The organism is Aliiroseovarius sp. YM-037 (assembly GCF_048060095.1).
Lineage (GTDB): Bacteria > Pseudomonadota > Alphaproteobacteria > Rhodobacterales > Rhodobacteraceae > JBLUOA01.
This window is the reverse complement of sequence record NZ_JBLUOA010000001.1, coordinates 694,926-720,801: the sequence shown is the minus strand read 5'-3', so window position 1 is coordinate 720,801 and position 25,876 is coordinate 694,926. Positions and strand designations below refer to the sequence as shown.

General features: G+C 60.4%; 33 protein-coding genes. 17 read left to right on the top strand and 16 right to left on the bottom strand.

What is annotated here, in order from left to right; translation table 11 throughout:
- Nucleotides 1-142: 142 nt before the first annotated feature.
- From ACEWPJ_RS03475 to ACEWPJ_RS03465, 3 genes are all read left to right on the top strand, one after another.
- A complete protein-coding gene (locus ACEWPJ_RS03475; protein WP_416510915.1) occupies nt 143-979 on the top strand; it encodes a methylated-DNA--[protein]-cysteine S-methyltransferase in 837 nt (278 codons plus the stop codon).
- 116 nt (nt 980-1,095) lie between these two features.
- Nucleotides 1,096-1,752, top strand: a complete 657-nt coding sequence (locus ACEWPJ_RS03470) for an OmpA family protein (RefSeq protein WP_416510913.1) — start codon at nt 1,096-1,098, stop codon at nt 1,750-1,752.
- A gap of 107 nt (nt 1,753-1,859) precedes the next feature.
- The gene (locus tag ACEWPJ_RS03465; RefSeq protein ID WP_416510911.1) at nt 1,860-2,627 is read left to right on the top strand and encodes a FadR/GntR family transcriptional regulator; all 768 of its coding nucleotides are present in this window, start codon (nt 1,860-1,862) and stop codon (nt 2,625-2,627) included.
- A 201-nt stretch (nt 2,628-2,828) separates the two neighbouring features.
- On the opposite strand, the gene ACEWPJ_RS03460 is transcribed toward ACEWPJ_RS03465, so the two are convergent.
- The 6 genes from ACEWPJ_RS03460 to ACEWPJ_RS03435 all read right to left on the bottom strand — a co-directional run bounded on the left by ACEWPJ_RS03460 (nt 2,829) and on the right by ACEWPJ_RS03435 (nt 6,451).
- Nucleotides 2,829-3,383, bottom strand: a complete 555-nt coding sequence (locus ACEWPJ_RS03460; protein WP_416510910.1) for a F0F1 ATP synthase subunit B — start codon at nt 3,381-3,383, stop codon at nt 2,829-2,831.
- A 4-nt stretch (nt 3,384-3,387) separates the two neighbouring features.
- Nucleotides 3,388-3,936 carry a F0F1 ATP synthase subunit B' gene (locus ACEWPJ_RS03455; RefSeq protein WP_416510909.1) on the bottom strand — a complete coding sequence of 183 codons (549 nt, stop codon included), beginning with the start codon at nt 3,934-3,936 and terminating at the stop codon, nt 3,388-3,390.
- 78 nt (nt 3,937-4,014) lie between these two features.
- A complete protein-coding gene (locus tag ACEWPJ_RS03450) occupies nt 4,015-4,251 on the bottom strand; it encodes a F0F1 ATP synthase subunit C (RefSeq protein ID WP_416510908.1) in 237 nt (78 codons plus the stop codon).
- A 56-nt stretch (nt 4,252-4,307) separates the two neighbouring features.
- A complete protein-coding gene (locus tag ACEWPJ_RS03445; protein WP_416512996.1) occupies nt 4,308-5,018 on the bottom strand; it encodes a F0F1 ATP synthase subunit A in 711 nt (236 codons plus the stop codon).
- 44 nt (nt 5,019-5,062) lie between these two features.
- On the bottom strand, nt 5,063-5,389 hold the full coding sequence (locus ACEWPJ_RS03440) for an AtpZ/AtpI family protein (RefSeq protein ID WP_416510906.1): 327 nt from the start codon (nt 5,387-5,389) through the stop codon (nt 5,063-5,065).
- A gap of 147 nt (nt 5,390-5,536) precedes the next feature.
- On the bottom strand, nt 5,537-6,451 hold the full coding sequence (locus ACEWPJ_RS03435) for a LysR substrate-binding domain-containing protein (protein ID WP_416510904.1): 915 nt from the start codon (nt 6,449-6,451) through the stop codon (nt 5,537-5,539).
- Between the two features lie 107 nt (nt 6,452-6,558).
- Between ACEWPJ_RS03435 and ACEWPJ_RS03430 the strand changes: the two genes are divergently transcribed.
- On the top strand, nt 6,559-6,783 hold the full coding sequence (locus ACEWPJ_RS03430; RefSeq protein WP_416510903.1) for a hypothetical protein: 225 nt from the start codon (nt 6,559-6,561) through the stop codon (nt 6,781-6,783).
- 42 nt (nt 6,784-6,825) lie between these two features.
- Complete coding sequence (locus ACEWPJ_RS03425; RefSeq protein WP_416510901.1) at nt 6,826-7,173, top strand: ArsR/SmtB family transcription factor; 348 nt, start codon at nt 6,826-6,828, stop codon at nt 7,171-7,173.
- A gap of 196 nt (nt 7,174-7,369) precedes the next feature.
- On the opposite strand, the gene ACEWPJ_RS03420 is transcribed toward ACEWPJ_RS03425, so the two are convergent.
- The 3 genes from ACEWPJ_RS03420 to ACEWPJ_RS03410 all read right to left on the bottom strand — a co-directional run bounded on the left by ACEWPJ_RS03420 (nt 7,370) and on the right by ACEWPJ_RS03410 (nt 9,691).
- Nucleotides 7,370-7,783, bottom strand: a complete 414-nt coding sequence (locus tag ACEWPJ_RS03420; RefSeq protein ID WP_416510899.1) for a universal stress protein — start codon at nt 7,781-7,783, stop codon at nt 7,370-7,372.
- Between the two features lie 148 nt (nt 7,784-7,931).
- Complete coding sequence (locus ACEWPJ_RS03415; RefSeq protein ID WP_416510898.1) at nt 7,932-8,813, bottom strand: DMT family transporter; 882 nt, start codon at nt 8,811-8,813, stop codon at nt 7,932-7,934.
- Nucleotides 8,810-9,691: a LysR family transcriptional regulator gene (locus tag ACEWPJ_RS03410; protein ID WP_416510896.1), complete on the bottom strand. Its 882-nt coding sequence runs from the start codon at nt 9,689-9,691 to the stop codon at nt 8,810-8,812. The genes ACEWPJ_RS03415 and ACEWPJ_RS03410 overlap by 4 nt, the downstream gene beginning before the upstream one ends.
- 156 nt (nt 9,692-9,847) lie before the next feature.
- Between ACEWPJ_RS03410 and ACEWPJ_RS03405 the strand changes: the two genes are divergently transcribed.
- From ACEWPJ_RS03405 to ACEWPJ_RS03355, 11 genes are all read left to right on the top strand, one after another.
- A complete protein-coding gene (locus ACEWPJ_RS03405) occupies nt 9,848-10,345 on the top strand; it encodes a hypothetical protein (RefSeq protein ID WP_416510894.1) in 498 nt (165 codons plus the stop codon).
- 158 nt (nt 10,346-10,503) lie between these two features.
- Nucleotides 10,504-12,012, top strand: a complete 1,509-nt coding sequence (ffh, locus tag ACEWPJ_RS03400) for a signal recognition particle protein (RefSeq protein ID WP_416510892.1) — start codon at nt 10,504-10,506, stop codon at nt 12,010-12,012.
- Between the two features lie 5 nt (nt 12,013-12,017).
- Entirely contained in the window at nt 12,018-12,536 is a 519-nt protein-coding gene (locus ACEWPJ_RS03395) for a GNAT family N-acetyltransferase (RefSeq protein ID WP_416510890.1), read from the top strand.
- 73 nt (nt 12,537-12,609) lie between these two features.
- The gene (locus ACEWPJ_RS03390) at nt 12,610-12,906 is read left to right on the top strand and encodes a chorismate mutase (protein ID WP_416510889.1); all 297 of its coding nucleotides are present in this window, start codon (nt 12,610-12,612) and stop codon (nt 12,904-12,906) included.
- 47 nt (nt 12,907-12,953) lie between these two features.
- Nucleotides 12,954-13,412, top strand: coding sequence for a 30S ribosomal protein S16 (rpsP, locus tag ACEWPJ_RS03385; RefSeq protein ID WP_416510887.1), 459 nt, complete (start codon nt 12,954-12,956; stop codon nt 13,410-13,412).
- A gap of 153 nt (nt 13,413-13,565) precedes the next feature.
- The gene (locus tag ACEWPJ_RS03380) at nt 13,566-13,715 is read left to right on the top strand and encodes a hypothetical protein (RefSeq protein ID WP_416510886.1); all 150 of its coding nucleotides are present in this window, start codon (nt 13,566-13,568) and stop codon (nt 13,713-13,715) included.
- Nucleotides 13,712-14,224, top strand: a complete 513-nt coding sequence (gene rimM / locus ACEWPJ_RS03375) for a ribosome maturation factor RimM (RefSeq protein WP_416510884.1) — start codon at nt 13,712-13,714, stop codon at nt 14,222-14,224. Before ACEWPJ_RS03380 ends, rimM begins: the two co-directional genes overlap by 4 nt.
- Nucleotides 14,217-15,047, top strand: coding sequence for a tRNA (guanosine(37)-N1)-methyltransferase TrmD (gene trmD, locus ACEWPJ_RS03370; protein ID WP_416510883.1), 831 nt, complete (start codon nt 14,217-14,219; stop codon nt 15,045-15,047). The genes rimM and trmD overlap by 8 nt, the downstream gene beginning before the upstream one ends.
- A 51-nt stretch (nt 15,048-15,098) precedes the next feature.
- Nucleotides 15,099-15,479: a 50S ribosomal protein L19 gene (gene rplS, locus ACEWPJ_RS03365; RefSeq protein ID WP_416510881.1), complete on the top strand. Its 381-nt coding sequence runs from the start codon at nt 15,099-15,101 to the stop codon at nt 15,477-15,479.
- A gap of 11 nt (nt 15,480-15,490) precedes the next feature.
- On the top strand, nt 15,491-15,712 hold the full coding sequence (gene rpmE / locus ACEWPJ_RS03360) for a 50S ribosomal protein L31 (RefSeq protein ID WP_416510880.1): 222 nt from the start codon (nt 15,491-15,493) through the stop codon (nt 15,710-15,712).
- A gap of 219 nt (nt 15,713-15,931) precedes the next feature.
- Nucleotides 15,932-16,741: a division plane positioning ATPase MipZ gene (locus ACEWPJ_RS03355; protein WP_416510878.1), complete on the top strand. Its 810-nt coding sequence runs from the start codon at nt 15,932-15,934 to the stop codon at nt 16,739-16,741.
- A gap of 71 nt (nt 16,742-16,812) precedes the next feature.
- Here the strand turns inward: ACEWPJ_RS03355 and ACEWPJ_RS03350 are convergent, their stop codons facing one another.
- The 5 genes from ACEWPJ_RS03350 to ACEWPJ_RS03330 all read right to left on the bottom strand — a co-directional run bounded on the left by ACEWPJ_RS03350 (nt 16,813) and on the right by ACEWPJ_RS03330 (nt 21,998).
- Nucleotides 16,813-18,435 carry a DVUA0089 family protein gene (locus ACEWPJ_RS03350; RefSeq protein ID WP_416510877.1) on the bottom strand — a complete coding sequence of 541 codons (1,623 nt, stop codon included), beginning with the start codon at nt 18,433-18,435 and terminating at the stop codon, nt 16,813-16,815.
- 117 nt (nt 18,436-18,552) lie between these two features.
- A complete protein-coding gene (locus ACEWPJ_RS03345) occupies nt 18,553-19,386 on the bottom strand; it encodes a metal ABC transporter permease (RefSeq protein WP_416510876.1) in 834 nt (277 codons plus the stop codon).
- Complete coding sequence (locus ACEWPJ_RS03340; protein WP_416510875.1) at nt 19,383-20,243, bottom strand: metal ABC transporter permease; 861 nt, start codon at nt 20,241-20,243, stop codon at nt 19,383-19,385. The genes ACEWPJ_RS03345 and ACEWPJ_RS03340 overlap by 4 nt, the downstream gene beginning before the upstream one ends.
- Nucleotides 20,240-21,097: a manganese/iron ABC transporter ATP-binding protein gene (locus ACEWPJ_RS03335; protein ID WP_416510874.1), complete on the bottom strand. Its 858-nt coding sequence runs from the start codon at nt 21,095-21,097 to the stop codon at nt 20,240-20,242. The genes ACEWPJ_RS03340 and ACEWPJ_RS03335 overlap by 4 nt, the downstream gene beginning before the upstream one ends.
- Nucleotides 21,098-21,101: 4 nt before the next feature.
- Nucleotides 21,102-21,998: a metal ABC transporter substrate-binding protein gene (locus ACEWPJ_RS03330; protein ID WP_416510872.1), complete on the bottom strand. Its 897-nt coding sequence runs from the start codon at nt 21,996-21,998 to the stop codon at nt 21,102-21,104.
- Between the two features lie 159 nt (nt 21,999-22,157).
- Here ACEWPJ_RS03330 and ACEWPJ_RS03325 point away from each other — a divergent pair, with 159 nt between their 5' ends.
- On the top strand, nt 22,158-23,696 hold the full coding sequence (locus ACEWPJ_RS03325; RefSeq protein ID WP_416510870.1) for an alkaline phosphatase family protein: 1,539 nt from the start codon (nt 22,158-22,160) through the stop codon (nt 23,694-23,696).
- Between the two features lie 15 nt (nt 23,697-23,711).
- Here the strand turns inward: ACEWPJ_RS03325 and ACEWPJ_RS03320 are convergent, their stop codons facing one another.
- Nucleotides 23,712-24,956: an ABC transporter permease gene (locus ACEWPJ_RS03320; RefSeq protein WP_416510869.1), complete on the bottom strand. Its 1,245-nt coding sequence runs from the start codon at nt 24,954-24,956 to the stop codon at nt 23,712-23,714.
- Entirely contained in the window at nt 24,953-25,870 is a 918-nt protein-coding gene (locus ACEWPJ_RS03315; protein WP_416510868.1) for an ABC transporter permease, read from the bottom strand. Before ACEWPJ_RS03315 ends, ACEWPJ_RS03320 begins: the two co-directional genes overlap by 4 nt.
- Between the last annotated feature and the right edge of the window lie 6 nt (nt 25,871-25,876).

Below are 25,876 nucleotides of genomic sequence, written 5' to 3'. Positions count from 1 at the left end.
CCATCGTCCAGCAATTTGACGCTAACACCTGTTTCATCTTGCCATAAATACTCGCACCGACGCCCAAACCAGATGCGCAGCTTTCGGGTCGCACACCCCCCTCCGCTCGCCTATCTTTCCATGACAGCCCTCGGAGACCGCCATGCAAACCGATGAAACATATCACTACGCCCTGATCCGCCGCGCGCTCGATGAAATCGACGCCGCCGAAGGCCCCCTGTCGCTCGACGACCTCGCGGAGCGCATGTCGATGAGCCCCGCGCATTTTCAGCGCACCTTCAGCCGTTGGGTCGGCGTGTCGCCCAAGCGGTATCAGCAATACCTGACTCTCGGCCACGCGAAATCCCTGCTCCGCAACCGGTTCAGTGTGCTCGACACGGCCCATTCGACGGGCCTTTCAGGCGGCGGCCGCCTGCACGACCTGTTCATAAAGTGGGAAGCGATGAGCCCCGGAGTCTACGCGGCAAAAGGCGAGGGCCTCACGATCAACTGGGGCTGGTTCGACACCCCCTTCGGCGAAACCCTCGCGATGGGAACCGAAAAGGGGTTGTGCGGCCTTGCCTTCACGTCGGAATGCGGGCGCGACGCAGCGATGGAAGACCTGTGCAGCCGTTGGCCAAACGCCACCTTCGTCGAAGGCCCGCAAATGCTGCAACGCTGGATCGACGGCGCAATCGGCGGCACCCAAACCCAGGTCGTGATGATCGGCGCACCGCTGCAAATCAAGGTGTGGGAGGCGTTGCTGCAAATCCCCTCCGGCCATGTCACGACCTATTCCGAACTCGCCCGCGCCGTTGGCGCCCCCCGCGCCGTCCGCGCCGTCGGAACCGCCGTTGGTCGTAACCCGGTCAGTTGGCTGATCCCCTGTCACCGCGCCCTGCGCAAGTCCGGCGCACTCGGCGGCTACCACTGGGGACTGCCGGTAAAACGCGCGTTGCTCGCCTGGGAAAGCGCCCGTGCAGAAGGCAAAGCAGGCTGAAAAACAGGCGGTTAACCGCCAAGGAACATTTGCCCATCCCGCATGTTATTCGATAACAGCGGCAAATGTTCTATGTCACAGCCATCGTAAATGACGCGAGATCAAGTGAGGATAATATGATTCGAGCGAAACTTCTTCTTCTGACGACCACCGGCGCACTGGCGCTCGCGGGTTGTACCGACCCGGGCTACCAAACCGGCCCGCAGAACCGCACCCGCGACGGGGCGCTGATCGGCGCGGCCGCAGGGGCCCTGCTTGGCGGCACCCGCGAAAGCGGCAGCGACCGTCTGCGCAACGCTGCCGTTGGCGCAGCCATCGGCGCTGGCGCTGGTGCCATTATCGGCAACCAGCTTGACAAACAAGCCGCAGATTTGCGCCGTGACATCGGCAACGATGATGTGCAGATCGTCAACACCGGGAACGAGCTGATCGTAACCATGCCGCAGGACATCCTGTTCGCCACCGACAGCGCCTCTGTCCGCGGCGACTTGCAGCGTGACCTCGGCGCGCTTGCGAACAACCTGCGCAGCTACCCGGACACTACAGTCGACGTGATCGGCCACACCGACAACACCGGCTCCGCCAGCTACAACCAGAACCTGTCGACGCAACGCGCAAACGCCGTTGCCCAGGTTCTGCTGGCAAACGGTGTCTCCAGCGGCCGCGTCCGCGCTTACGGTCGTGGTGAAAACGAACCGGTGGCCTCGAACCTCACCGCCGAGGGCCGCGCGCAAAACCGCCGCGTAGAAATCGTGATCCGGCCGAACGCCTAAGATCGCGTCCAGACCGTACAGATTGGCCGGGCCACAGCGCCCGGCCTTTTTTGTTGTGAACCGCTGATCTTGGTCATATCATTTGACCAATTCACGCAGGACGCGCCATGCCCTTTGAAAAGATCCAGTCCGAAAAACTCTCCGGTGCCGTCGTGCGCCAGATCGAACTTTTGATCCTGCGCGGCATCCTGCGCCCCGGCGAACGTCTCCCGGCGGAGCGGGAGCTATCGGAACGTCTCGGCGTATCGCGCCCCAGCCTGCGCGAAGCGGTCGCGGACCTGCAAGATCGCGGCCTTCTGACCAGCAAGGCGGGGGCCGGGATCTATGTGGCCAACGTGCTCGGCTCCGCCTTCTCGCCCGCGCTCGTCAAACTCTTCGCGGATCACGACGAAGCAGTGTTCGACTACATCGACTTCCGACGAGACATGGAAGGTCTTGCTGCCGAACGCGCCGCGAGGCTCGGTTCTGACACCGACCTCAAGGTCGTCGACACAATCCTGCAAAAAATGGAAGCCGCACACACCAAGCGCAATCCGGCGGACGAAGCGCAGCTTGATGCCGAATTCCACCTGTCGATCATCGAGGCCGGACACAACGTCGTCATGCTGCACATGATGCGGTCCATGTTCGACCTGCTGCGCGAGGGCGTGTTCTATAATCGCCAGATGATGTTCAAACAACGCGCCACCCGCGACACGCTGCTCGACCAACACCGCGCGATCAACACGGCGCTGCAATCCCGCAATCCGGTCGCCGCACGAAAGGCGGTTGAGGCACACCTGTCCTATGTCGAACAATGCCTCACCGATCTGAAAAAGACCGAACAGCACGAAGAAATCGCCCGCCAGCGCCTCGCCCACGAAAAAGAAAGATAAATGCGCTCCGCGCGGGGATATTTTTAGAAAGCGGTGAGGCCGAACGCCCCGCCCACCATTTTCCCTAAATATCCATATCGGAGCGTCCATCGGACGCGACCCGTCGACTCGACGCGGAACGCGTCCCGGCTTGCCTACCCAAAAGAAAAACCCGACCGCATCGGGCCGGGTTCATCAATCACTTGGACGCGTGCGCCTTAGCTAGTGCAGCTTTGCCTCAACGTCCTTGATCGCAGCGTCGATCAACTGGTTGCTGTCCGCCGCCGTCATGTTTTTCGCGATCACGTCGCCAGCCGCGGCAACCGCGACGGACACCGCACGGTCGCGCACTTCCTTGACGGCGGCGGCTTCGGCGGATGCGATCTGGTCTTCGGCGGCTTGAAGGCGTCGCGCGATGGAGGATTTCAGGTCTTCCTTCGCTTGCGCGGCTGCGTTTTCAGCCTCGGCTTTCGCGTGTTCGACGATACGCTCAGCCTGTTCCTTCACTTCTTCCTGCTTGCGCTCGTAAGAGGCAAGGATCGTCTGCGCCTCTTCCCGCAGCGCGCGGGCTTCTTCCAGTTCGGAACTGATGCCGTCCGCACGTTTGTCGAGCATCTCCCCGACTTTGCCGGGCACCTTGAAGTAGACCAGAACCGCAAGGAACAGCAGGAACGCGATCAGAACCACGAAATCCGTGTTGCCGAGCGAAAAGAACGGGCCGGACGCTGCAAACGCGGGGCTTGCCGTCAGGGCGAGGAGCAATGCAAGTCTTTTCATCGGTCTACCCTTTCAGCCGTGCTGTGACAGCGCTGGTGATCGTCTTCGCATCGGCAGACGCACCGAGCGCGGTCACGATCTCTTTCGCGGTGTCCTTGGCGACGGCCTTGACGTTTTCCATCGCGGTCGCCCGGATTTCCGAGATCGCCTTTTCAGACTCTGCGGATTTGGCCGCAATTTCGGCGTCTGCCTTTGCAATCGCCTTGTCGAGGTCGGCCTGAATATCGTCCTTCGCCTCGGCCACGATGCGGCCAGCTTCGGCACGGGCATCGGCCAGCGCCTTGTTGTAAGCCTCTTCGGCTTCAACCGCTTTCAGCTTCAGCTCTTCCGCTTGGGCGAGGTCGTTTGTGATGGTCCCCTGACGCTCGGCCAGAACCGCGGCAATCCGCGGCAGCGCAACGCGCGACAGGACGAAATAGATCACGACAAGCGTGACCAGCAGCCAGAAAATCTGGTTGGGGAAGGTCGAAAACTCCAGCTGCGGCATACCGGCAGCTTCGGTTGAATGACCAGCCGCGCCGTTGGCGGCTTCTGTTGCGGCGTTCTCTGCCATCGCGTCCTCCTCGGAACCTCTGTTACACCGGGTGGGTCGCTACGCGACCCACCCGACCGTAAGGATGGTTCGTCAGACTTAGACGGCGAACATCAGCAGCAGAGCGACGAGGAACGAGAAGATCCCGAGCGCTTCTGCAAATGCGATACCGATGAAGAGGGTCGCCGTCTGTGCACCGGCAGCCGACGGGTTGCGAAGCGCACCCGACAGGAAGTTGCCAGCCACGTGGCCCACACCGATAGCGGCTGCGCCGGACCCGATAGCGGCCAGACCTGCACCGATGAATTGACCCATTTGAGCGATATTGCCTTCCATCTCGATTTCTCCTTACGTTGGAATTGGCGAATGATTTGAACCGACCCTATGCCCCGTCAGTGCGACGGATGCAGCGCGTCTTTCAGATAGACGCAGGTCAGGATGGTGAACACGTAGGCCTGGATGAATGCGACCAGCACCTCCAGGGCGTAAACCGCGGTGATCGCGAGGATCGGGATGAACGAAAACAGCCCGAGCGCCCCCGCGAAGCCCGCGAAAACCTTGATGACCGCGTGACCGGCCATGATGTTGCCGCCAAGCCGGATCGAATGGCTGACCGGCCGCACGAAATACGAAATCAGCTCGATGATGGCGAGGACCGGGCGCAGCACCAGCGGCGCGGACGACACCCAGAACAGGCCAAGGAATTTCGTGCCGTTCTTGACGAAGCCGACGACGGTGACCGTCACGAAGACCAGCCCGGCCAGCACCGCAGTGACGGCGATATGCGATGTTGTCGCAAAGCTCATCGGCAGCAGGCCGAGGAAGTTGGCGAAAACAACGAAGATAAACAGCGTCATGATGTAGGGGAAAAACTTCAGTCCGTCCTTGCCCGCGACATCTTCGACCATCTTGTAGACAAAGCCATAAGCCATCTCGGCAATTGACTGGGTGCGGTTCGGCACGATTGCGCGACGACGGGTGCCCATGACCAGCAACAGAATGGTCGCGATGACCGCCAGCGCCATCCACAGCGTCACATTGGTCGGAGTGAAAAGGCCAATCGGCCCGTCCCCGAACAAGGGCTTTACGATGAACTGGTCCATCGGGTGGATTTCAATGCCGCCGCCTGCTTCTTCTGCCGCCACGTCTAGTCCCTCTCGTCCTGCGCGGCTTTCGCCGCCTGATCCGCCTGAATTTCGCCCGCTGTCCGCATCATCGTCTTGATGCCCGCGAGGAACCCCAGAAGTATGAACAGCACCATCAAGAAGGGGGATGTGCCAAACAGCCAATCCAGCCCGTATCCGATGCCAAAGCCGATCCCCAGACCGGCCACAAGCTCTATCACCATCCGCCAGGCCATGTTGGCCATCGAATAATGTTCGTCTCCCCTCGGGCCCGGCTTCTGCGATTTGCGCAGCGCTCCGATCTTGTCGTCCAGCTTTTTCAGCCGGTCGGGATCTTCTGCATCAGCCATGAAACGGTCCCAAACTTGGTTGGCGCGAACCTAGAAATACCGGGCGGCAGAGTCAATGCGCCATTTCCTGCCGCAAACCATTGAAACATAACAATATTCCTATCGCGCACGCTTTCCGAAACCTCCCGGAACGCCTGGAAAGCAAATTCAACTCTTCGGTTGAATGTCCTCGCCCCGCCCTACCGGCCCCCGCAACTCCGCCGCCTGATCCAGCAGCCAGTCCGCGAACAGGCGCACTGCCTTGCGGCGCCGCGCGCCTTCGCTGAACACCAGCCCGTATGTCCCCGCCGACAGCCCCATATCGACGCAACGCACCAGCCGCCCGTCCGCGACCTCCTGCTCTACGATCTCGGGGTTGGTCAGCATCACACCCCGCCCGGCAATCGCCGCGGCCAGCGACAGCACCGCGTCCCACTGACGGCGCACCTTGGGGATCTCATGCTCCGCCAACCCCGCCTTGCGGAACCAACGCGCCCACGGATCGCCCTCCCGATCCACCAGCAGATTCATCGGCAAAAGGTCACGCACGCCCAGCCCCTCCCGCCACAGCTTGGGCGAAGCGTAGGGGTAGACCGGCGAACTGCTCAAAAGCTCCGTCCGATCGCCCCAGACGCCCTGCAAGAAGAACCGGACGGCCATGTCCGCCTCATGCTGTTCCAGATTGGCGAGCCTATCGCTTGTCACCAGTCGCAAATCGATCTTCGGATGCGCATCCTGAAACGCACCAATCCGGGGGATCAGCCAGCGTTCCGCCAACATCGGGTCGCTGTTGATCGTGACCTTGCCCTCGGTTTCCGCCTGAAACACCTCGGTCGCCGCGGCGATGTCGTCAAACGCAGGCGTCAGCGCCCCAAGATAGCGCGCGCCGTCCTCGGTCAGCTCAACGCCGCGCGATTGGGTGCGAAACAGCTGCACCCCCAGCCGTTTTTCCAAGCCCCGCACATGACGGCTGATCGCGGAATGGCTGACGTTCAGTTCATCCGCCGCGCCGGTGAAGCTGCCATGCCGACCGGCGGCCTCAAAGGCGCGTAGGGCATTTAACGGGGGCAAGGTTCTGGCCATGCATAACTTGTGACTTTTTCGCACAGGTCATGTCAAGCAAAGGCTTTTGTGAACCCCCGCCAGACGCCTTAAATTAAAGACAGAAACACAAACACAGGTGTCCCGAAATGACCTATATGCCGCTTGAAACCGCGCGTTTGCGCGACCGCTCCCCTGCTGCCGACCGCATCCGGCAGTTCATCAAAACCCTGCGCCGGATTGCGCCGAATTTCCAGCGCCCACCGTTCCACCTGACGCACCACATGGCCCGCGATATCGGGCTTGAGGATAGCGCCTATCCGACCCGCTCCGATCCGGCGAAAACCGAACCGCCGCGTCACCCGATGCTCTGAACGCTTTTTATTGCCGCGCGGCGCTGCTATCGTCGCGCGGCAATGACAGACCCGACACAACTCGACACGACCTTTGCCGCGCTGGCCGATCCCACGCGCCGCGCCATCCTGTCGATGTTGTTGGAAGACGACATGGCCGTCACCGATGTGGCCGAACCGTTCGACATGTCGCTCGCCGCGATCTCAAAGCACCTAACGATTCTGACCCGCGCGGGCCTGATTTCTCAGGAAAAGCGCGGGCGTGTGAAATGGTGCAAGCTTGAACCCGACGCGATGCGCGATGCCTCCGTCTGGATGCAAAGCTTCGGTCAGTTTGAGGCGGTGAACCTCGACGCATTTGAGCGGTTTCTGGATACCGAACTCAGCCCCGACAAGCCGTCATCGGCCTAATCAGGCGCGCCGTAACCTGTTGGCCCTAGCCGAACCCGATAAATGACAGAATCGCCAGAACGATGACGACAAGCCCGACAAGGTAGATGATGCGGTTCATGAGCGTAGCCTTTCTAAAACACGTCTCTTATACCCCAGCATAACCCGTTGGGCGGCGTCTGGTTCCGCTTCATCGCCTCATCTGACGCTTCGGCAACTACCGGACGACGAACACAGACACCTTCGCGTGCTGCGCCATATGCCCGGCGTGAGAGCTAAAGATATACTCCATCCAACCCGGCTGGTGCGATCCCATAACGACCAGATCGCAGCCGGTATCCTTCACCGCTTTCAGCAACGCGCCATCCACCTCAGCCGCTGGATCGGTCGAGGCAATTGCGTGGCTTTCGGTCTTGATGTTGTAATCCTCTGCCATATGCCGCGCGTGGCTTTGCAGACGGGCGCCCAGTTCCTCGGAACTATGCCCCAGTTTGCTCGGCAACTCTCCGGTCACGCTGACCAGATGCAGCTTCGCGCCGTGCTCTTTTGCAAGCCGCCCGGCCACTTCCATCGCTTTGTCGAGCGTGTCTGCATGGGCGAGGTCTACGGGGATCATGATATTCTTGAACATAGTGCCTCCTGTCTTTGCGCCCCAACGCATAGCAGTTCGGCCCCATTCCCCGCCTTGTTCTGGATCAAACAGGGCGCAGTTCTGCCCCGCCGCTCCGTTTCATCTTGCCAAAAATACTCAAAAAATCCCGCCGCCGCGCCGCCGCGCCTCAGACCTCTTCCCGCAACAGCATCACCAGCGCAACCACCGTCAGCGCGACACCGATCAGGATCATCCCGCTTGGCACGCCGTTCCCCATCGTGACCTCCCACAGCATCACCCAGCTTGGGACGAGGTAGGTATAGGCCATCACCTTCGCCCCCGGCAGCCGCAGTGACGCGTATTGCACCAGCACGAATGTGACCGCCGTCGCAAACACCGTGATGTAGCCAAGCGTGACCCAAACCACCATCGGCAGCGCGGCCCACTCCGTCGCCTGCAACGCGGGCCATCCATAGGCGATCAGCAGGACTGATCCCCCGATCAGCGTGCCAAAGGCAAAGGCAAGCGGGCTTTCCCCGCGGTTCAGCATCCGAACCAACGGCACATAGACCGCGTGCGACGCGCAGCCGATCAGATAGATCAACTCCCCGATCCCGATCTTGAAGGCGAGCAGTGCCGCAAGGTCCGCGCGAAAGATCACCCAAAGCGCCCCCGCCGCCCCAATCGCCAGCGCAAACGCCATCCGGCCCGAGGTAACTTGCCTAAGCAGCAGCCACCCGAAAAACGCGGTCATGATCGGGGTCATGGTGAACACCGCCGCCGCCGACACCGGCGGGGCGGTTTTCAGCCCCTCAAACATCAGCACGAAATAAAGCGCAAAGAACCCGCCCAGCACCAGATACCGCCAAGGCGACTCCCACGCCGCCCGCGTTGCCGCGCCGCTTGCAAACACCGCAACACCCAGTACACAGGCCGCGAGCACGAACCGCACCGCATTCAGGGCGGTTGGCGCGATTTCATTCGCCGCCAGCGCCCCAAGGCTGAACGACCCCGCCACCAGCGCCGAAAAGATGAGCATCGCAAGATGCCCACGGGCTGCGTCGCTCATTCGTCTTCCAGCGCTTTGATTTCGGCTTTGAGATAGCTCAGGAACGTCTGAACCTTCAGCGTCCGGTGCAGATCGACATGGGTGACCAGCCACAGGGCGGTCGACCATTCCTCCCGCGGCGGAAGCACCTGCACCAGCCCCTCGTGGCCCCGCGCCACGAACTCCGACAGGAAGCCCAGCCCGGCGCCGGCCGCGATCGCGTGCTCGACGCTCTGGAAATCCCCGGCGCGGAAGACGACGTTTTCCTCGGGGATGTTCTTGTCCATCCAGCGATAATAGGGCGCCCGTTTCGTTGCCGGATCACCGCCGACAAACCTGTGCTTGACCAAATCCTCCTCGCCCTTCGGGGTGCCGAACCGTTCAAGGTAATTCTCCGCGCCATATAGCCCGATCGAAAGCTGCATCAACGGCTGCACCACGTTATCCAACTGCTCCGGCGCCTGCCCCGCCCGGATCGCCACATGCGCTTCGCCGTATTCCAGACGGAACACCCGGTCGCCGGTCATATAATGCACCTTCACATCCGGGTGCGCGTTTTGAAACCCGACAAGGATCGGAGCCAACTGCGGCGACAGACTGGCAAGCGATGTGACAACCAGATCACCGCTGACCGTTTCCCCCTGCCCACGCAAGCGCCCGGCAAGCTGGCTTAGCTGGTCGCTCGTCGTTTGGGCGACCTGCATCAGATCGGCCCCCGCCTCGGTCGGCGTATACCCCCGCGCGTGGCGCTGGAACAACTTGGTGCCCAGCCGTTCTTCCAGCGCGTCGACATGACGGATGACGGTCGCATGGTGCACGCCCAGAACCTCCGCCGCGCCGCTGACCGTCCCCATCCGCGCCACCTGGTAGGCGGTCCTGATCTCGTCCCAGTTGTCCAATGCGGCCCCCTGTGCGCCAATCAACACTTCGGCTGCAATCTAAGCGCATAAGTTCGTAGATGCAAAGACCGGAAGCGCTCTGACGATAGACTCGGGATCGCTTCAAAGGATGGATGTCTCATTGACAAATACAGGGCTGCATAGCAGTTCTTCGGTATGAAAGTCGTCCAGAACACACCCGACAAGCTCGTTGTCCGAAACAACGAATTGGGTTGGGCGCTTATCCCTCTTCCGTTGACTATCCTAGCGGCCGTACTTGTGGTCGAGAGCGTGCTGAACGGCGGCTTCAGTTATGTTAATGCGTTTGGTTTGGCCATTGGATTGACTGTTTCCTATGTGTTTCTTCGAGTTTCCGCCAACAGGCGGATTGAGTTCGACAGGACCCGAAGTCTCATAACTATTTCAAAGACTTCAATTGCAGGCCGCCAGGTAATCACGAGAGATTTGGAGGAACTCGACCGAGCCATTCTCGAGGACTATGAAGGTGACTCAACGATGGCGCGCACGTTGCTGGTCTTCAATAAAGCGCCGGAGAAACTGCCTCTCTCGATGACATCCGATCACGGCCCATGGCAAAAGAAGACCGTCGAAATTATCAATTCCTGGCTGACCCTCTCCTCACCCACGCTTGACTCCACCCCCACCACCGCCTAAACGCCCCCCATATCCGGAAGTCACGATTGCTTCCGGTCCCTTGGACACAGGTCCGGGATCGCCCTCCGTCAGCGCGTTGCGCCCACGGGGGCATTTGGGCTTTGAGGCGTCGGGTCTTATATCCGACTGGTGAAACAACTGGCAAAAGGGCCGAAGGTATGTTTGAAAATCTGTCCGAACGCCTCTCCGGCGTCTTCGACCGGCTGACCAAACAGGGCGCGCTGAGCGACTCCGATGTCTCCACCGCCCTGCGCGAGGTCCGCGTCGCGCTGCTCGAAGCCGACGTGTCCCTGCCCGTCGCCCGCGACTTCGTGAAGGCAGTGCAGGAAAAGGCCACCGGGCAGGCCGTCACCAAATCCGTGACCCCCGGCCAGCAGGTCGTGAAGATCGTGCATGATGAACTCGTGCACGTGCTTGCGGGGGACGAGGGCGAAACCGGCACGCTCAAGGTCGACAACCCCCCGGCCCCGATCCTGATGGTCGGGCTGCAAGGCTCCGGTAAAACCACGACGACCGCCAAGCTCGCCAAGCGCCTGAAGGAAAAGCAGGGCAAGCGCGTGCTGATGGCCTCGCTCGACGTGAACCGTCCGGCGGCGCAGGAACAGCTTGCGATCCTCGGCACGCAGATCGGTGTCGACACCCTGCCCATCGTCAAGGGCCAGTCCGCCACCGACATCGCCAAGCGCGCAAAGCAGCAGGCGACGATGGGTGGCTATGACGTCTACATGCTCGACACTGCGGGCCGTCTGCACATCGACGAAGCGCTGATTGCCGAAGCCGCCGCCGTCCGCGACATCGCCACCCCCCGCGAAACGCTGCTGGTGGTCGATGGCCTGACCGGGCAAGACGCGGTGAACGTCGCGACCGAATTTGACGACAAGATCGGCGTTTCGGGCGTTGTCCTGACCCGGATGGACGGCGACGGGCGCGGCGGTGCCGCGCTTTCGATGCGGGCCGTCACCGGCAAGCCGATCAAGTTCGTCGGCCTCGGCGAAAAGATGGACGCGATCGAGGAATTCCACGCCGAACGCATCGCGGGCCGCATCCTTGGCATGGGCGACATCGTCAGCCTCGTCGAAAAGGCGCAGGAAACCATCGAGGCCGAACAGGCCGAACGGATGATGAAGCGCTTCACCAAGGGTCAGTTCAACATGAACGACCTGAAGATGCAGCTTGAACAGATGATCAAGATGGGCGGCATGGAAGGCCTGATGGGCATGATGCCCGGCATGAAGAAGATGGCCAAGCAGGTCGAAGACTCCGGCATGGACGACAAGGTGCTCAAGCGCCAGATCGCCCTGATCCAGTCGATGACCAAGAAAGAACGCGCCAACCCGCAGATCCTGCAAGCCAGCCGCAAGAAGCGCATCGCCGCAGGGTCCGGCATGGAAGTCAGTGAGCTGAACAAGCTGCTGAAAATGCACCGTCAGATGTCCGACATGATGAAGAAAATGGGCAAAAACAAAGGCGGCATGATGAAACAGGCCATGCGCGGGATGTTCGGCAAGGGCGGCGGAATGCCCCCCGGCATGGACCCCTCGCAGATGGACCCCAAGGCGCTTGAGGCCGCGGCGAAACAGATGGGCGGCAAGCTGCCCGGCGGCCTGCCCGGCCTTGGCGGCGGCAACCTGCCCCCCGGCCTGTCCGGTTTAGGTAAGAAGAAATGACAGGCATGGGTGTAAATATCCCAACGCTTGAAACGGAGCGTCTGGTTCTGCGCGCACCCATGCGTGCAGATTTCGAACCTTTCGCAGAAGTGCTTACGTCGGACCGGTCACGCTACATGGGCGGCCCCTATGACCGACGCGGCGCATGGTCTGTCTTTGCCAGTGGGGCCGCGTCATGGATATTCGACGGCTTCGGCGCTTGGAGCATCACCGACAGCAAGACCGGCGATTACTTTGGTGAAATCGCGATCACGCATCCAGCCAACTTTCCCGAGACTGAGCTTGGATGGACCCTCACGCCCAAGGCTGAGGGGCGCGGCATCGCGTTCGAGGCTGCGGGCGCTGCCCGCGACTGGGCCTTCCGGGTGCAGTCTCTGACAACGCTCGTCAGCTACGTCAGCCCCGGCAACACCCGCTCTGCCGCGCTGGCCGAACGGCTCGGCGCGGTGCGCGATGATGATGCGGATCGCCCGAACACTGACGACCTCGTTTATCGTCACCGTCTGCCGGAGGCCGTGCAATGACCTGTGCAACAATCGTATGCACGTCCTGTGCACACTGTGTGCACACCCGGTGCACGCCGATCAGGAGCGTCAAATGACCGATATTTCCGCCCGCGCCGCCGAGCTTCTGAAAGAGCATCGGGAGAGCATCGACCGCCTCGACGCGGTGCTTGTCTACACCCTTGCGGAGCGTTTCAAGCGCACCCAATCGGTTGGCAAACTGAAGGCTGAACACACGCTCCCGCCCTCCGATCCGGAGCGGGAAGCGCAACAGATCGACCGGCTTCGCGCGATGGCGCTCGAAGCTGATTTAGACCCCGAATTCGCTGCGAAATTCCTGAATTTCATCATCAGCGAAGTTATCCAACACCATAAGAAACATCAGGAATGACAGGGGCTTAGCCCCGTCAAATAGCTAAGTTACAGGAGATACTAATCATGGCTATGAAAATTCGTCTCGCCCGCGGTGGTTCCAAAAAACGCCCGCATTATTCGATCGTCGCTGCCGACTCGCGCATGCCCCGCGATGGCCGTTTCATCGAGAAGCTGGGCACCTACAACCCGCTGCTTCCGAAGGATTCCGAAGACCGCGTAAAAATGGACGTCGAGAAGGTTCAAGCATGGCTCGACAAGGGCGCACAGCCCTCCGACCGCGTGTCCCGCTTCCTCGAAGCCGCTGGAGTCGTTGAGAAAAAAGAACGCAACAACCCCAAGAAGGCAGAGCCCGGTCAGAAGGCCAAAGACCGCGCCGAAGAGAAAGCCGCGAAGGCTGCAGCCCCTGCTGAGGAAGCTCCGGTTGCTGAAGAAGCACCTGCTGTCGAAGAGGCACCCGCTGAGGAAGCACCTGCTGAAGAACCAGTGACAGAAGACGCCCCGGCAGAAGACGCTGAAAAGTAAACCGAAAACGCGTTGTCGCGTTCACAATAACGGTGGTGGCGCATCCCGCGCCGCCTCCACACCCGCTTTTCTCTATTCGGTAAAGTCAGGAGGTCTAATGCCCGTCACCGATCGGATCAACATTGGCCTTCCCCGCGGGGAAGGGGTCGCCCTGTGATCCGTCTGGCAATCACCTTCGTCCTCTGCGCCGTGGCGTTTTGGGCCGGTATGTCGGCGGAACGCTTCGTGCTGACCGACCGATGCCTTGACGCAGGCGGCGCGGTTCGCGGCGATGGTGTCTGTTACGGGGTTGAGGGCGAATGACGGATCGGGTGTGTGTCGGCGCAATCGCCGGATCTTATGGCGTGAAGGGCGAAGTGCGGCTGAAAAGCTTTTGCGCCGACGCCGAAGCCATCGCTGACTACGCCCCGCTTTATACCGAAGATGGCAGCCTATCCTTCACGCTGACCCTGACCCGTGCGGTGAAAAACGGTTTCTCCGCACGGCTTGACGGGGTGAAGACTAAGGAGCAGGCCGACGCGCTTCGCGGCACACGGCTGTTCGCCGACCGCACCCGACTGCCTGCCCTGCCTGACGACGAGTTCTACCACGCCGACCTGATCGGCCTCGTCGTGCTCGACACAGGCGGCACACCCCTTGGCACGGTGAAAGCCGTGCAAAACCACGGGGCGGGCGACCTGCTTGAAGTCGAACTGCCAGGCCAAAGCGCGACGGTGCTGGTCCCCTTCACCCGCGATGCGGTGCCGACCGTCGATCTGACAGCAGGCCGGATCATCGCGGACCCGCCGGACGGCCTGTTCCCGGATGACTAAACCGACGAAATCCCACGGGCGCTTGTCGATCTCGGCCACCGCACAACCCCGCGAGTTGATGCAGGACCGCCCCCATCTGAAAGACGCGTGGACGGCAAAAATCATCACGCTGTTCCCCGAAGCCTTCCCCGGTGTCCTTGGGGCATCGCTGACCGGCAAGGCATTGCAGGACGGGCTATGGCGGCTTGAAACCATCGATCTGCGCCCCTTTGGCGAGGGAAAGCACCGCAACGTGGACGACACCCCGGCGGGCGGCGGCGCGGGAATGGTGCTGCGGCCTGACGTGGTTTCGAAAGCGCTTGATAGGGCTGCCGACGGCACGCCCAAAGACGCGGCGCGCTGGCCGGTGCTTTACCTTTCGCCACGCGGCAAACCGCTAACGCAAGCGATGGCCGACCGCTATTCAAAGACCGATGGCATGACCCTGCTGTGCGGCCGTTTCGAGGGCGTCGATGATCGCGTGATCGAACATTACGGCATCGAAGAAGTCAGCCTTGGCGACTTCATCCTTACCGGAGGAGAGATTGCGGCACAGGCCTTGATTGATGCAACGGTTCGCCTTATACCGCGCGTGCTTGGGAATCACGCATCGACGGAGGAGGAATCCTTCTCGGACGGTCTGCTTGAACACCCACACTATACAAAACCTGCCGTCTGGAATGGGCGCGCGATACCGGAAGTGCTTCTATCCGGCCATCACGCGAAGATCTCTGACTGGCGACAGGAAATGGCCGAACGGCTGACAAAGGAACGACGACCTGATCTCTGGCGGGCTTGGTGTGAACACCACGGCAAGAACCCGAATGAGGACCAAGAGCTCTGAGGACGCAGGAAACTTCACGGGTCAACCGTGAGCAACATAGGAGTGTGTCAGATGGACCTGATCGCACAGCTGGAAGCCGAGCAAGCCGCCGAGCTTGGCAAAGATATTCCAGATTTCAAAGCGGGTGATACCATCCGTGTCGGCTATAAAGTGACTGAAGGCACCCGCACCCGTGTGCAGAACTACGAAGGTGTGTGCATCAGCCGCAAGAACGGCGCTGGCATTGCCGGGTCGTTCACCGTTCGCAAGATTTCCTTTGGCGAAGGCGTGGAACGTGTTTTTCCGCTTTATTCGACCAATATCGACAGCATCACCGTGGTTCGCCGTGGTCGCGTGCGTCGCGCAAAACTCTACTACCTGCGCTCCCGTCGTGGTAAATCCGCACGGATCGCAGAAGACACCACATACAAGCCCAAGTCGGCCGAAGCATAAGGACGGATACCATGAAAAAAGACATCCATCCCGACTACCATTTCATCGATGTCAAAATGACCAATGGCGACATCGTGCAGATGCGTTCGACATGGGGCAAGGAAGGCGAGCAATTGTCGCTGGATATCGACCCTTCCGCGCACCCGGCCTGGACTGGCGGGTCTTCCCGCCTGATGGACACCGGCGGACGCGTGTCGAAGTTCAAAAAGAAATACGAAGGTCTGGGCTTCTAAGCAGCCATTTCCTTTCGGAATTCAGAACGCCGCCCCATCCGGGCGGCGTTTTTCATTGTGAACACGCGGCGCGCCTGCCATCCGGTGCGCACAGGGCACAAACCGCGTAAAACGCTGCGAAACGCGCACCACCGCGCTTTCAAATTGCACAAACCCAACATATAGTCCCGACAACCAAAAATTGCGGGTCAAACCGCGCGAAATACCGGGATTACGGCAGTGGCACATATTATCGTCGTCGGAAATGAAAAGGGCGGGTCTGGGAAATCCACGACCTCTATGCACGTGGCGACAGCGCTGGTTCGGATGGGCCATTCCGTCGGGGCGCTTGACCTTGACCTCAGGCAAAAGACCTTTGGCCAGTATGTCGAAAACCGCAATGCGTTCGCCAAGAACCATGACCTTGAACTGGCTATGCCGGATTATCACGATCTGCCTGAGATCGATAAATCGACCCTCGGCCCGGGCGAAAACATCTATGACCATCGCCTGTCCGCCGCAGTTGCAACGCTTGAGCCTGATAGCGATTTTATCCTGATCGACTGCCCCGGTTCGCACACGCGGCTAAGTCAGGTCGCGCATTCGCTGGCGGATACGTTGATTACACCGCTGAACGATTCATTCATCGACTTCGACCTGCTGGCGAAGGTCGATGCCGAAACGAACCGGATCATTGGCCCCTCGGTTTATTCCGAAATGGTGTGGAACGCGCGGCAATTGCGGGCGCAGGCCGGGTTGCCGCCGATTGATTGGATCGTTGTGCGCAACAGGCTTGCTGCGCAGCAAATGCACAACAAGAAGAAGGTTGGCGAAGCGCTTGAGAACCTATCAAAGCGGATCGGCTTCCGCGTCGCGCCGGGCTTTGGCGAACGTGTGATTTTCCGAGAGCTTTTCCCGCGCGGCCTGACTCTGCTCGACCTAAAAGATGTCGGCGTGACGCAGTTGAACATTTCAAACGTCGCCGCGCGGCAAGAGGTGCGCGACCTGATGAAGGCGCTGAACCTGCCGGGGGTGTCGGTCGACTTCTGATCGCAAACGACGTTGAACGAAGAATGGGCGGGCCGTTTGACGGGTCCGCCCTTCTTGTTTCGGGTCAGCGTTTATTGCGCGCGCGGCGGACGCACATAACGCTGAAGCGACAGCGCGGAGGCCTCACGCGTTTCATCGCCGCCGTCGCGCACCACAGCCAGCGCGTAGATGCCGGAGCCGACCTTCTTAACAAGTCGCGTCGTCAGTCCTTCGGGGGCGCCGACGGCCTCCGCGATTTTCTGGCCGGTGCCTTCGTAGTCGAACAAAACAACCTTCGCCGGCGCACCAAGGGAGGCCGTGTCAGCAACGATCAGGCTTTCTTCGGCCACCTCAAACAAATACCATTGTGCGCGGCCATCTGCTGCCCCGTCGCTGCGCACAGAGCGTTCAAGCAGGCCAAGGTCGGTGAAGTCCACACCGCTATTGGAGGAGGGCAGAATTTCGCCAGTGGAGTAGGCTTCGGCGAGCAAGGCTTCCTCGGTCATCTCGATCAGGTTGAAACGGAACGACCCGCTGCCCTCACCCGAATAGGGGCTGACGGCGGCGCAATATGTGCCAGCAGGCAGCGCTGCGCCGGGTTGGATGCGGCTGTTGGTGCCCAGCCCTTCGCCATCGTCGTTGTTACCAACCTCATTCCCGTCGGAATCATACAGCCCCATGATGGTATCGAAATCGCCGGAGGTCGCGGTCAGCCGAAGCTCAAGCGGTTCGGTCGTTTCGAACTGAAAGAACTGATGCGTGCTGGTGAGGGTCTGCGAGAAATTCTCTGCCGCAAAGCCAGAGGCCAGTGGCGCAGCCAGTGTCGTCGTTGCAGACGGATCACCGCAGGGGTCAGCCGGTGCGCCGCTGCCTCCACCGCGGGACGCGGCCGCTTCGGACCATTCTTCAAGCGTCAGCGTGAAATCCCCGCCCGCCGCGTCATAGCTTGCGACTGAAACGCAGTATTCCCCGGCCGGCAGCGGGGAGTCCATGCCGAGGTAGCTGTTGGTGCCGCCGCCGCCATCGTCATCCGATCCAAGCTGCGCGCCAAAGCTGTCTTCCAGCGTCAGAATCGTATCGAACGCGGCGCTGCGCGCACCGACGCTGATCGCCATAGGTTCTGCCAGTGTGAAGGAAAACGCGCTGGAGGATGGCGACTGACCAGACAGCGATTGCGGCTCCCCGCCCGGCGTCAGGGGTGTGTCGATCGCCACGAGCCCCGGTTGGGTCCGGCAGCCACCAGCACCCGGCGCGATGCCAGTGCTCAGGCGGACAGGAATCGCACCTTCATAGCCCGGCGGAAGGATGCCCGTCGCGGGTGGCACATCGGTCAGCGTGCGGATCTGGGCGCAATAGTCACCCGGTTCCAACTGCGCGCCGAGGCGGGCGTTCAGCGTGCCTGATCCATCATCATCGCTGCGCACCATCTGGCCGTTTGAATCAAAAAGGATGACGAGCGGGTCAAAGTCGTTTGAAAATGTCTCAATCGTCACGCCAGTCGCGGCCCCGACGTTGAATTCCAGATAGACAGGCTCCCCCCGTGCGACGTTGATGGTCGCGTCAATCGGTGTCGCGTTTTCGTCGGCGATGGAGAACGTGCCTTGGGTCATAACCTCTGGCTGGCCGCAAAAGCCGACCTCTTGCGCGGCAGCGGCCCCGCCGATCGTTGCGAACGCGCAGGCGGCGGCGGAGGTTAAATATCTGGATTTCAACATGATTGGCTCACTTTTTTGGGCTGTTCTGGGCTGGCAAAGGGATACGCGTGCCAGCCGGATGATCCAATCCAAAGAACCGCGCAGGCGGCGCTTTGTCAAATGTTCATCTTGGGGCGATCAGGTCGCGGAGGTTCGTCGCGCGCTTCTGACGCTTTGCATAACAAAGCAGATGATGAATATCGCCGTCAGGATCAGGATGATCGTCGGCGCTGGGGCGGAATCGAGGAAGAACGATAGATATACCCCAAAGAACGACGCCAAAACCGTGACGGCAACGGCAATCGGCAGCATCCGTTCGAAACGCTTCGTCACGAGATATGCAATCGCGCCGGGGGCGATCAGCAGGCCGATGGCAAGGATGATGCCGACGGCCTTCAGCGTCGCAACGATGGTCAGCGACAGGATGGCGAGCAATCCGTAATGCAGCAGGCGCACCGGCAGCCCCACCGCTTTTGCCTGCGCGGCGTCAAACGCGTGCAGCAGAAAATCGCGCCGTTTGACGACGATCAGGCCGCTGACACCGAGCGAAATCAGACCCGTCGTCCACAGATCGGCCGCCCCAACGCCCAGCATGTTGCCGAACAGGATGTGGTCCAAATGCACGTTAGTTTCGATCTTTGTGTAGATCACCAAGCCAAAGCCGAACATGCCGGAAAACACGACCCCCATCACCGTATCCTGCTTGACCCGACTGTTTTCGTTCAAAAACCCGGTCAGCAAGGCGCAGATCATCCCGGCTACGAACGCCCCGATCACCAGCGGGATATTGATGAGGTATGCAACCACGACCCCCGGCAAAACCGCGTGGCTGATCGCGTCCCCCATCAGGGACCAGCCTTTCAACACCAAAAAGCAGGACAGCAACGCCGTCGGCACGGCGATAAGCACCGAGATCAGGAAAGCGTTGACCATGAACGGGAATTGGAACGGCAATAGCAGCGTTTCGGTCATACCCCGCCCTCCAGTGCTTTCGCGGCGCGGCGGCGGGCGGCGAAATAGCCGTGTTTGGGGGCAAGGAAGAACACCACGAGGAAGATCAGCGTTTGCAGGCTGATGATGATCCCGCCCGTCGCGCCATCAAGGAAAAAGCTGAGGTATGCTCCGGTAAAACTGGTTCCTGCGCCAATCGCCACGCTTAGCATCAGTAGCCGCGGAAACCGGTCGGTCAGCAGATAGGCGGTCGCCCCCGGCGTCACGACCATCGCAATGACAAGGAACGCGCCGACCGTTTGCAGCGCCGCGACCGTGGATGCCGACAGCAAGACGAAAAAGATGAACCGCAGCCGGTCCGGGTTCAGACCAATCGACCGCGCGTGGTTTTCGTCGAAGAACGCGACCATCAGGTCTTTCCATTTCAACAGCAGCACGCCAAGCGAAACAAACCCGATAATCGCCAGTTGCAGCGTATCCGCAGGCGTGATCGCAAGGATATTGCCCAGCGTGATCGTCTGAATATCGACGGAGGTGGGCGAAACCGAAACCATGAACAGCCCTAGCCCGAAGAAGCTGGTGAAGATCAGCCCGATGATCGCGTCTTCCTTCAGACCCGTGCGCTGGTTCAGAAACAGCATCGCCCCCGCCGCCAACCCACCGGCTGCGAAAGCTCCCAACGCAAAGGGCAGGCCGAGCATGTAGGCGCCCGCGACGCCGGGCACGATGGAATGGGACAGCGCGTCACCGATCAGCGACCAGCCCTTTAGCATGAGGTAGGCCGACAGAAACGCACAGACCCCACCAACCAATGCGCTGACCCACATCGCGTTGGTCATGTAGCCGTAGGCGAACGGGGAAAGCAGGGTTTCGATCACTCCTTCTCCACCTCCGGGCGGTCGTCGTAGACCACGAAGGGGCGCTCATCGTCGGAAATAACCGTGACCTGCCGTTTGTCGTCGTCGTCGTGCAGATCGGTGCCGCCAAGAACGAAGTGGCGCAGCACGCCGCCAAACGCCGCCTCAAGGTTGCTTTGGGTAAAAACCTCTTGCGTTGTGCCGTAGCCGAGGACGGTGCCCTTGACCAAAATCGTCCGGTCGCAGAATTCCGGGACAGAGCCGAGGTTGTGGGTCGATACCAACATCACCCGCCCCTCGGCCCGCATGTCGCGCAATAGGGCGATAATCGCGTCCTCGGTCTGGACGTCAACGCCGGTAAAGGGCTCATCCAGTAGAATAACCTTGCCATCCTGCGCCAGCGCCCGCGCCAGAAACACGCGTTTGCGCTGGCCGCCGGACAGTTCCCCGATCTGGCGATGGCGATAGGCGGCCATGCCGACCCGTTCCAGCGCATCGTTGACAGCGGCGCGGTCGGCGGGTTTCGGGCGGCGCAACATACCCATATGCCCGTAGCGCCCCATCATCACAACGTCTTCGACAAGGACAGGGAAGGTCCAGTCGACCTCTTCCGCCTGCGGAACATAGGCGACGATGTTTTGCTTCAACGCCTCGCGCACCGGCATCCCGAGGATGGAGATTTCGCCCTTCGCCGCCGGAACAAACCCCATCAGCGCCTTAAACAACGTCGATTTCCCGGCCCCGTTCACCCCCACTAACGCGGTAATCGTGTGGGTCGGGATTTCAAACGTCGCATCCCATAGCGCCGTCAGCCCGTTGCGATAGGTGACGGTCAGGTCGCGCGTCGTCAGGCCCGTGTCGTTGGACTTCAGCATGGCGTCATTCCTGTTCGGTCAAACCCGCAACGATGGTTTCGGACGTGACCCTAAGAAGGTCGAGGTATGTCGGCACCGGCCCGTCCACCTCAGACAGTGAATCCACGTATAGCACACCGCCAAACGCCGCTCCGGTCTCGCGCGCGACCTGCTCAGCCGGATCGCTGGATACCGTGCTTTCGCAAAAGACGGCGCGGATGTTGTTGTCACGCACGCCATCTATCACCTTGCGCACTTGCTGCGGCGTTCCGGTCTGGTCGGCGTTCATCGGCCAAAGGTAAAGCTCTTTCATCCCGAAATCACGGATCAGGTAGCTGAACGCACCCTCGCATGTGACGAGCCAGCGTTCCTCCTCCGGCACGGCTTGTATCGCGTCGCGGAGCGGGGCAATCGTCTCGGTTACTTGCTGCTTATACGCTTCGGCATTCGCGCGGTAAGTGTCGGCGTTATTCGGGTCGTGCTCGATGAATGCGTCACGAATATTGTCAATGTAGATCAGCGCATTATCCAATGACATCCACGCGTGGGGGTTCGGTTTTCCGTTATACGCGCCCTCGGTGATGCTGATCGGGTCGACGCCTTCGGTCAGCGTCGCGCTTGGCACGTCCCGCAGGTTGCGGAAGAATTGTTCGAACCACAGTTCAAGGTTCATGCCGTTCCACAGGATCAGATCGGCGTCCTGTGCGCGAAGGATGTCGCGCGGGGTCGGCTGGTAGCCGTGGATTTCCGCGCCGGGCTTGGTAATGGATTCCACGACAGCGGCGTCGCCTGCAACATTCGCGGCGATGTCCGCAAGAACGGTAAAGGTCGTGACCGCTTTGAACTTATCCTCAGCGTGAACCGGCAGGGCCGTCAGCAGCGCAAGAAACAGACTGCCAAGGTAAATCCGGGTATTTTTCATCGGGCGTTTCCTTCCTGATGTCTTCCTTCCGCAAATATGAGAATGGTTCGCAACTGTCAACTGGAATGAGAATGATTTGCAACAACGCGCGTGTATTCGCTGTTGATACGGTGCGCCACCCGTGGTCCTCTCTTGCACAAATCACACCGGATCGACGCAATGCCACAGCCGAATAACGTCTTGTTCATTATTATCGACCAATTGCGCGCCGATTGCCTGTTCGGCAGGCTTGCCGATCACGTGGACACACCGAACCTCGATGCGTTGATGCAAGATGCGGTGACGTTCCGGCGGCACTATTCCGTGACCAACCCATGCGGGCCGTCTAGGGCGAGCATCCTGACCGGGCAATATGCGATGAACCATCGCTCCGTTCGTAATGGCACGCCCCTGCGCCACACTATTCCGACGCTTCCGGCGGAACTGCGAAAGGCGGGTCATCTGCCCCTGCTCTACGGCTATACGGATACCTCACAAGATCCCGCCGCCTATCCGCCCGGTGATCCGGCGCTGCAAAGCTATGAACAGCCAATGGTCGGGTTTGAAGAGATCGTTGAGATGCGGATGGAAACCTCCTACCCGTGGCGCGCCGATCTTCTTGCGAAGGGCTACAGGTTCGACAATTACTTCGAGGTGTTCTGCCATCAGGCCGCGGACGGTCAGAAACCGCAATTGAACGATCCCGCATTTTATCGGGCGGAGGATAGCGATACCGCGTTTCTGACCAACGCCTGCCTGAACGACCTTCGCGGTCGCGTGGGCGAAAGTTGGTTCGCCCACCTCACCTACCTGCGCCCGCACCCGCCGCTCGTCGCGCCGGCGCCTTACAATACGATGTATGACCCCGGCACACTCCCCCTGCCCGAGCGTCAGAAAACGCCGGAGGATGAGGCCGCGCTGCATCCGTTCTTTGACCCGGCGGTCAAAACGCAAACCGCAGGCACGATGGCGCTGGGGTTTTCCAGCATGGAGGCGACGGATGACGCGGTGCAGCAGCTTCGCGCGACCTATATGGGCCTCGCGACCGAGGTCGATCATCACGTCGGGCGCGTCATCGCGTTCCTGAAAGACACCGGGCAATACGACAACACGCTGATTGTCGTCACCTCAGACCACGGCGAAATGCTGGGGGATCACCACAGCTGGGGGAAGATGAACCTGCACGACGCGGCCTACCACACGCCGCTGATTATCCGCGCACCCGGCTACGAGACGGCGCGCGGTGCGGTCGTCGATGCCCCGACGGAGTCCGTCGACGTTGCCCCCACGATCCTGCACGTGCTGGGGTTGGATGTCCCACCGTCGATGGATGGCTACAGCCTGTTGCCGCTGCTCAATGGCGAAACGCCCGATGATTGGCGCACCTACAGCTATTCAGAGCTTGATTTCGCTGACGCCGTGAACCCGACGCCGTGGCAGGACATGCTCGGCACGACCCTGACCGACAGCGCCCTCGCCATTTTGCGAGAGGACCGGTTCACGCTGATTCAGTTCAGCGCAGAAAGCCTGCCGCCGATCTTGTTCGACCACGCGGCAGACAGAGCCATGAAAAACGTCGCGAACGACCCAGCCCATCAGGGCGATCTTCTGCGGCTCACGCAAAAGCTACTCCGCCATCGGATGAAGCACGCCGATCAGACGCTTGCGACCACCCAGATCACCGACAAAGGCCCGATAAAGGCCCCGCGCCATAGCTGACGCGGGGTCGCACGTTTAGTTGTTGGTCGACAGGTTCCCCGGATCGAAAACGCCACCAAAGCCGGAGTCGTTGCTGTCACTCTCCGTCTCTGTGTCCGCATCGGATTCTCCGCCACCAGACAGGCTGCCGGGGTCGAACACACCACCGAAGCCGCTGTTGTTCGATCCGCCGGTTCGGGGCGTCGTGGTCGTGGCGTCACTAGCCGCGCCGCCTTGCGACTCCCTCCGGCTGCGCAGTTCTTCGATCCGGCGCTGGGTTTCCAGACGCTTCTCCTCCAACACATTCGCTTTGCATTGCGCCGGGCTGTAGGCGGTTGCGGTGCCAATGGTTGTGATCGTCACGATCGACAGAAGCACAAGTGCAATCGCGGCCGGATTGCCGCTTAGGAACCTCGGGAGCTTAAAGCCCTTCGATACCGCTCCAACAGTCTTTTGATCGGCCATACCCAACGCTTTCCGGCGCGAGTTCGCCTCGTGCATCAAAGCGGCAAAGACGGTCAGAACAACGATGATAAAGGCCAGCGCCGAAATCGCAGGCGTGATGCCGTAGCGCACCTTCTGCGAAAGCTCAATTGTCAGGGTCGGATATTCGCCAAAGGTGAATGTCGTCGTGTTGTAATTCTCAAAACTCGCGAGGAACGCCAGCACCGCCGCCGACGCAATCGCGGGTCGCATGAACGGCAACAGGATTTTGCGAAACGCTTGCGTGTGCGTCGCACCAAGGTCAAGCGCGGCCTCGGTCAGCGCGAGGTCATATCGCTGAAGCCGCGCGACGAGGACCAACATGCAATAGGACGCGATAAAGGTCGATTGACCGATGATGGTCAGGAACAGCCCATTCGACAGAAAGCTATCCGGCCCGAGGCCTAAAAACCGGTTTACCCGGTCCCAGAACACCAGCGTTGAAATGCCAAGCACAACGCCCGGAATCAGGATCGGCGCGATGACGAGCGTGTAGTAACTCGCCCGCAATTTCGGCCAGATCTGCGTCAGGATCAGCGCCCCGGCCAAGCCCATCGCGACTGACAGAACAACGGTGCCAAGGCCGATGATGATGCTGTTCTTGATACCGTTCAGGATACGCGCATCGTTGAACAACGCCGTGAACCACTCAAACGTCAAACACTCCCACGGCGCGGCCCGCGGAAAGGCGGAGGAGTTGAAGGCTGTTACGCTCATGATCACAAGCGGTCCAAGCAGGTAGGCGAAGAAGATCAGCAGATAGACCCAAAGGCTGATGCGGAGGATGGAATTGCTCATTTCCCGATATCCCCCATGTTGACCTTGAACAGTCGCATGAAGGCCAGCACGATCAGGATACAGGACACCAGCAGGACCATCGCATAGGCCGCGCCCTGCGCCCAGTTGCCTCCGGAGTTGAACCAGTCATAGATGATTTGCGTGAACCACAGACTCGACGGGCCGCCAAGGATTTGCGGCGCGGCCAGCGCGCCTGCCGACAGCATGAAGACCATCGTGCAGCCTGACGAGATGCCCGGTTTCGCATAGGGAATGACGACCCGCCAGTGTATCCGCCACCAAGGAGAGCCAAGGTCGCGCGCCGCTTCGATCTGATTATGGTCGAGGCTTTCGATCACGTTATAGATCGGGAAGATCATCAGCAGGATATAGGCATACCCAAGCCCGGCGTAGAGCGCGATATCCGCCCGCACAAAATCATAGGGCTGATCGTAAAGGCCAATGGCCATCAGCACCGTATTGATGACTCCGCTATCGCCGAAAATGATCCGAAGGGCGAAAGCGCGCAAAATCTCATTGATCCAGTAGGGGATAATCAAAAGCAGCGCGAGGTATCGGATATGCCCCATCCCCTTTGACTGCCCAAGGTAATAGGCAAGGGGGTAGCAAATGATGAGGTTGAAGATCGTGACCAGCATCGCCGCGATGATCGTTCGGGCAAAAACCGCAAGGTCGACGCGGTTGTAGGAATCCCCCGACCCTTCGGCGCCGTAAATCAAATGCTTGTAATTGCTGATCGTGTATTCGCCGACCTCACCCGATGGCAGATAGTCGCGGAACGAGTAATCCAGCATCGATAGCTGCGGCAGGATAATCAGGCCGACCGTCCAGAAGACGACGAGCACAAGCAGGATCGTCCCCATGACAGGCCCGTTGCGAAGATAATATTCTTTAAGGAACTTGGGGCGTTTCATGGCGGC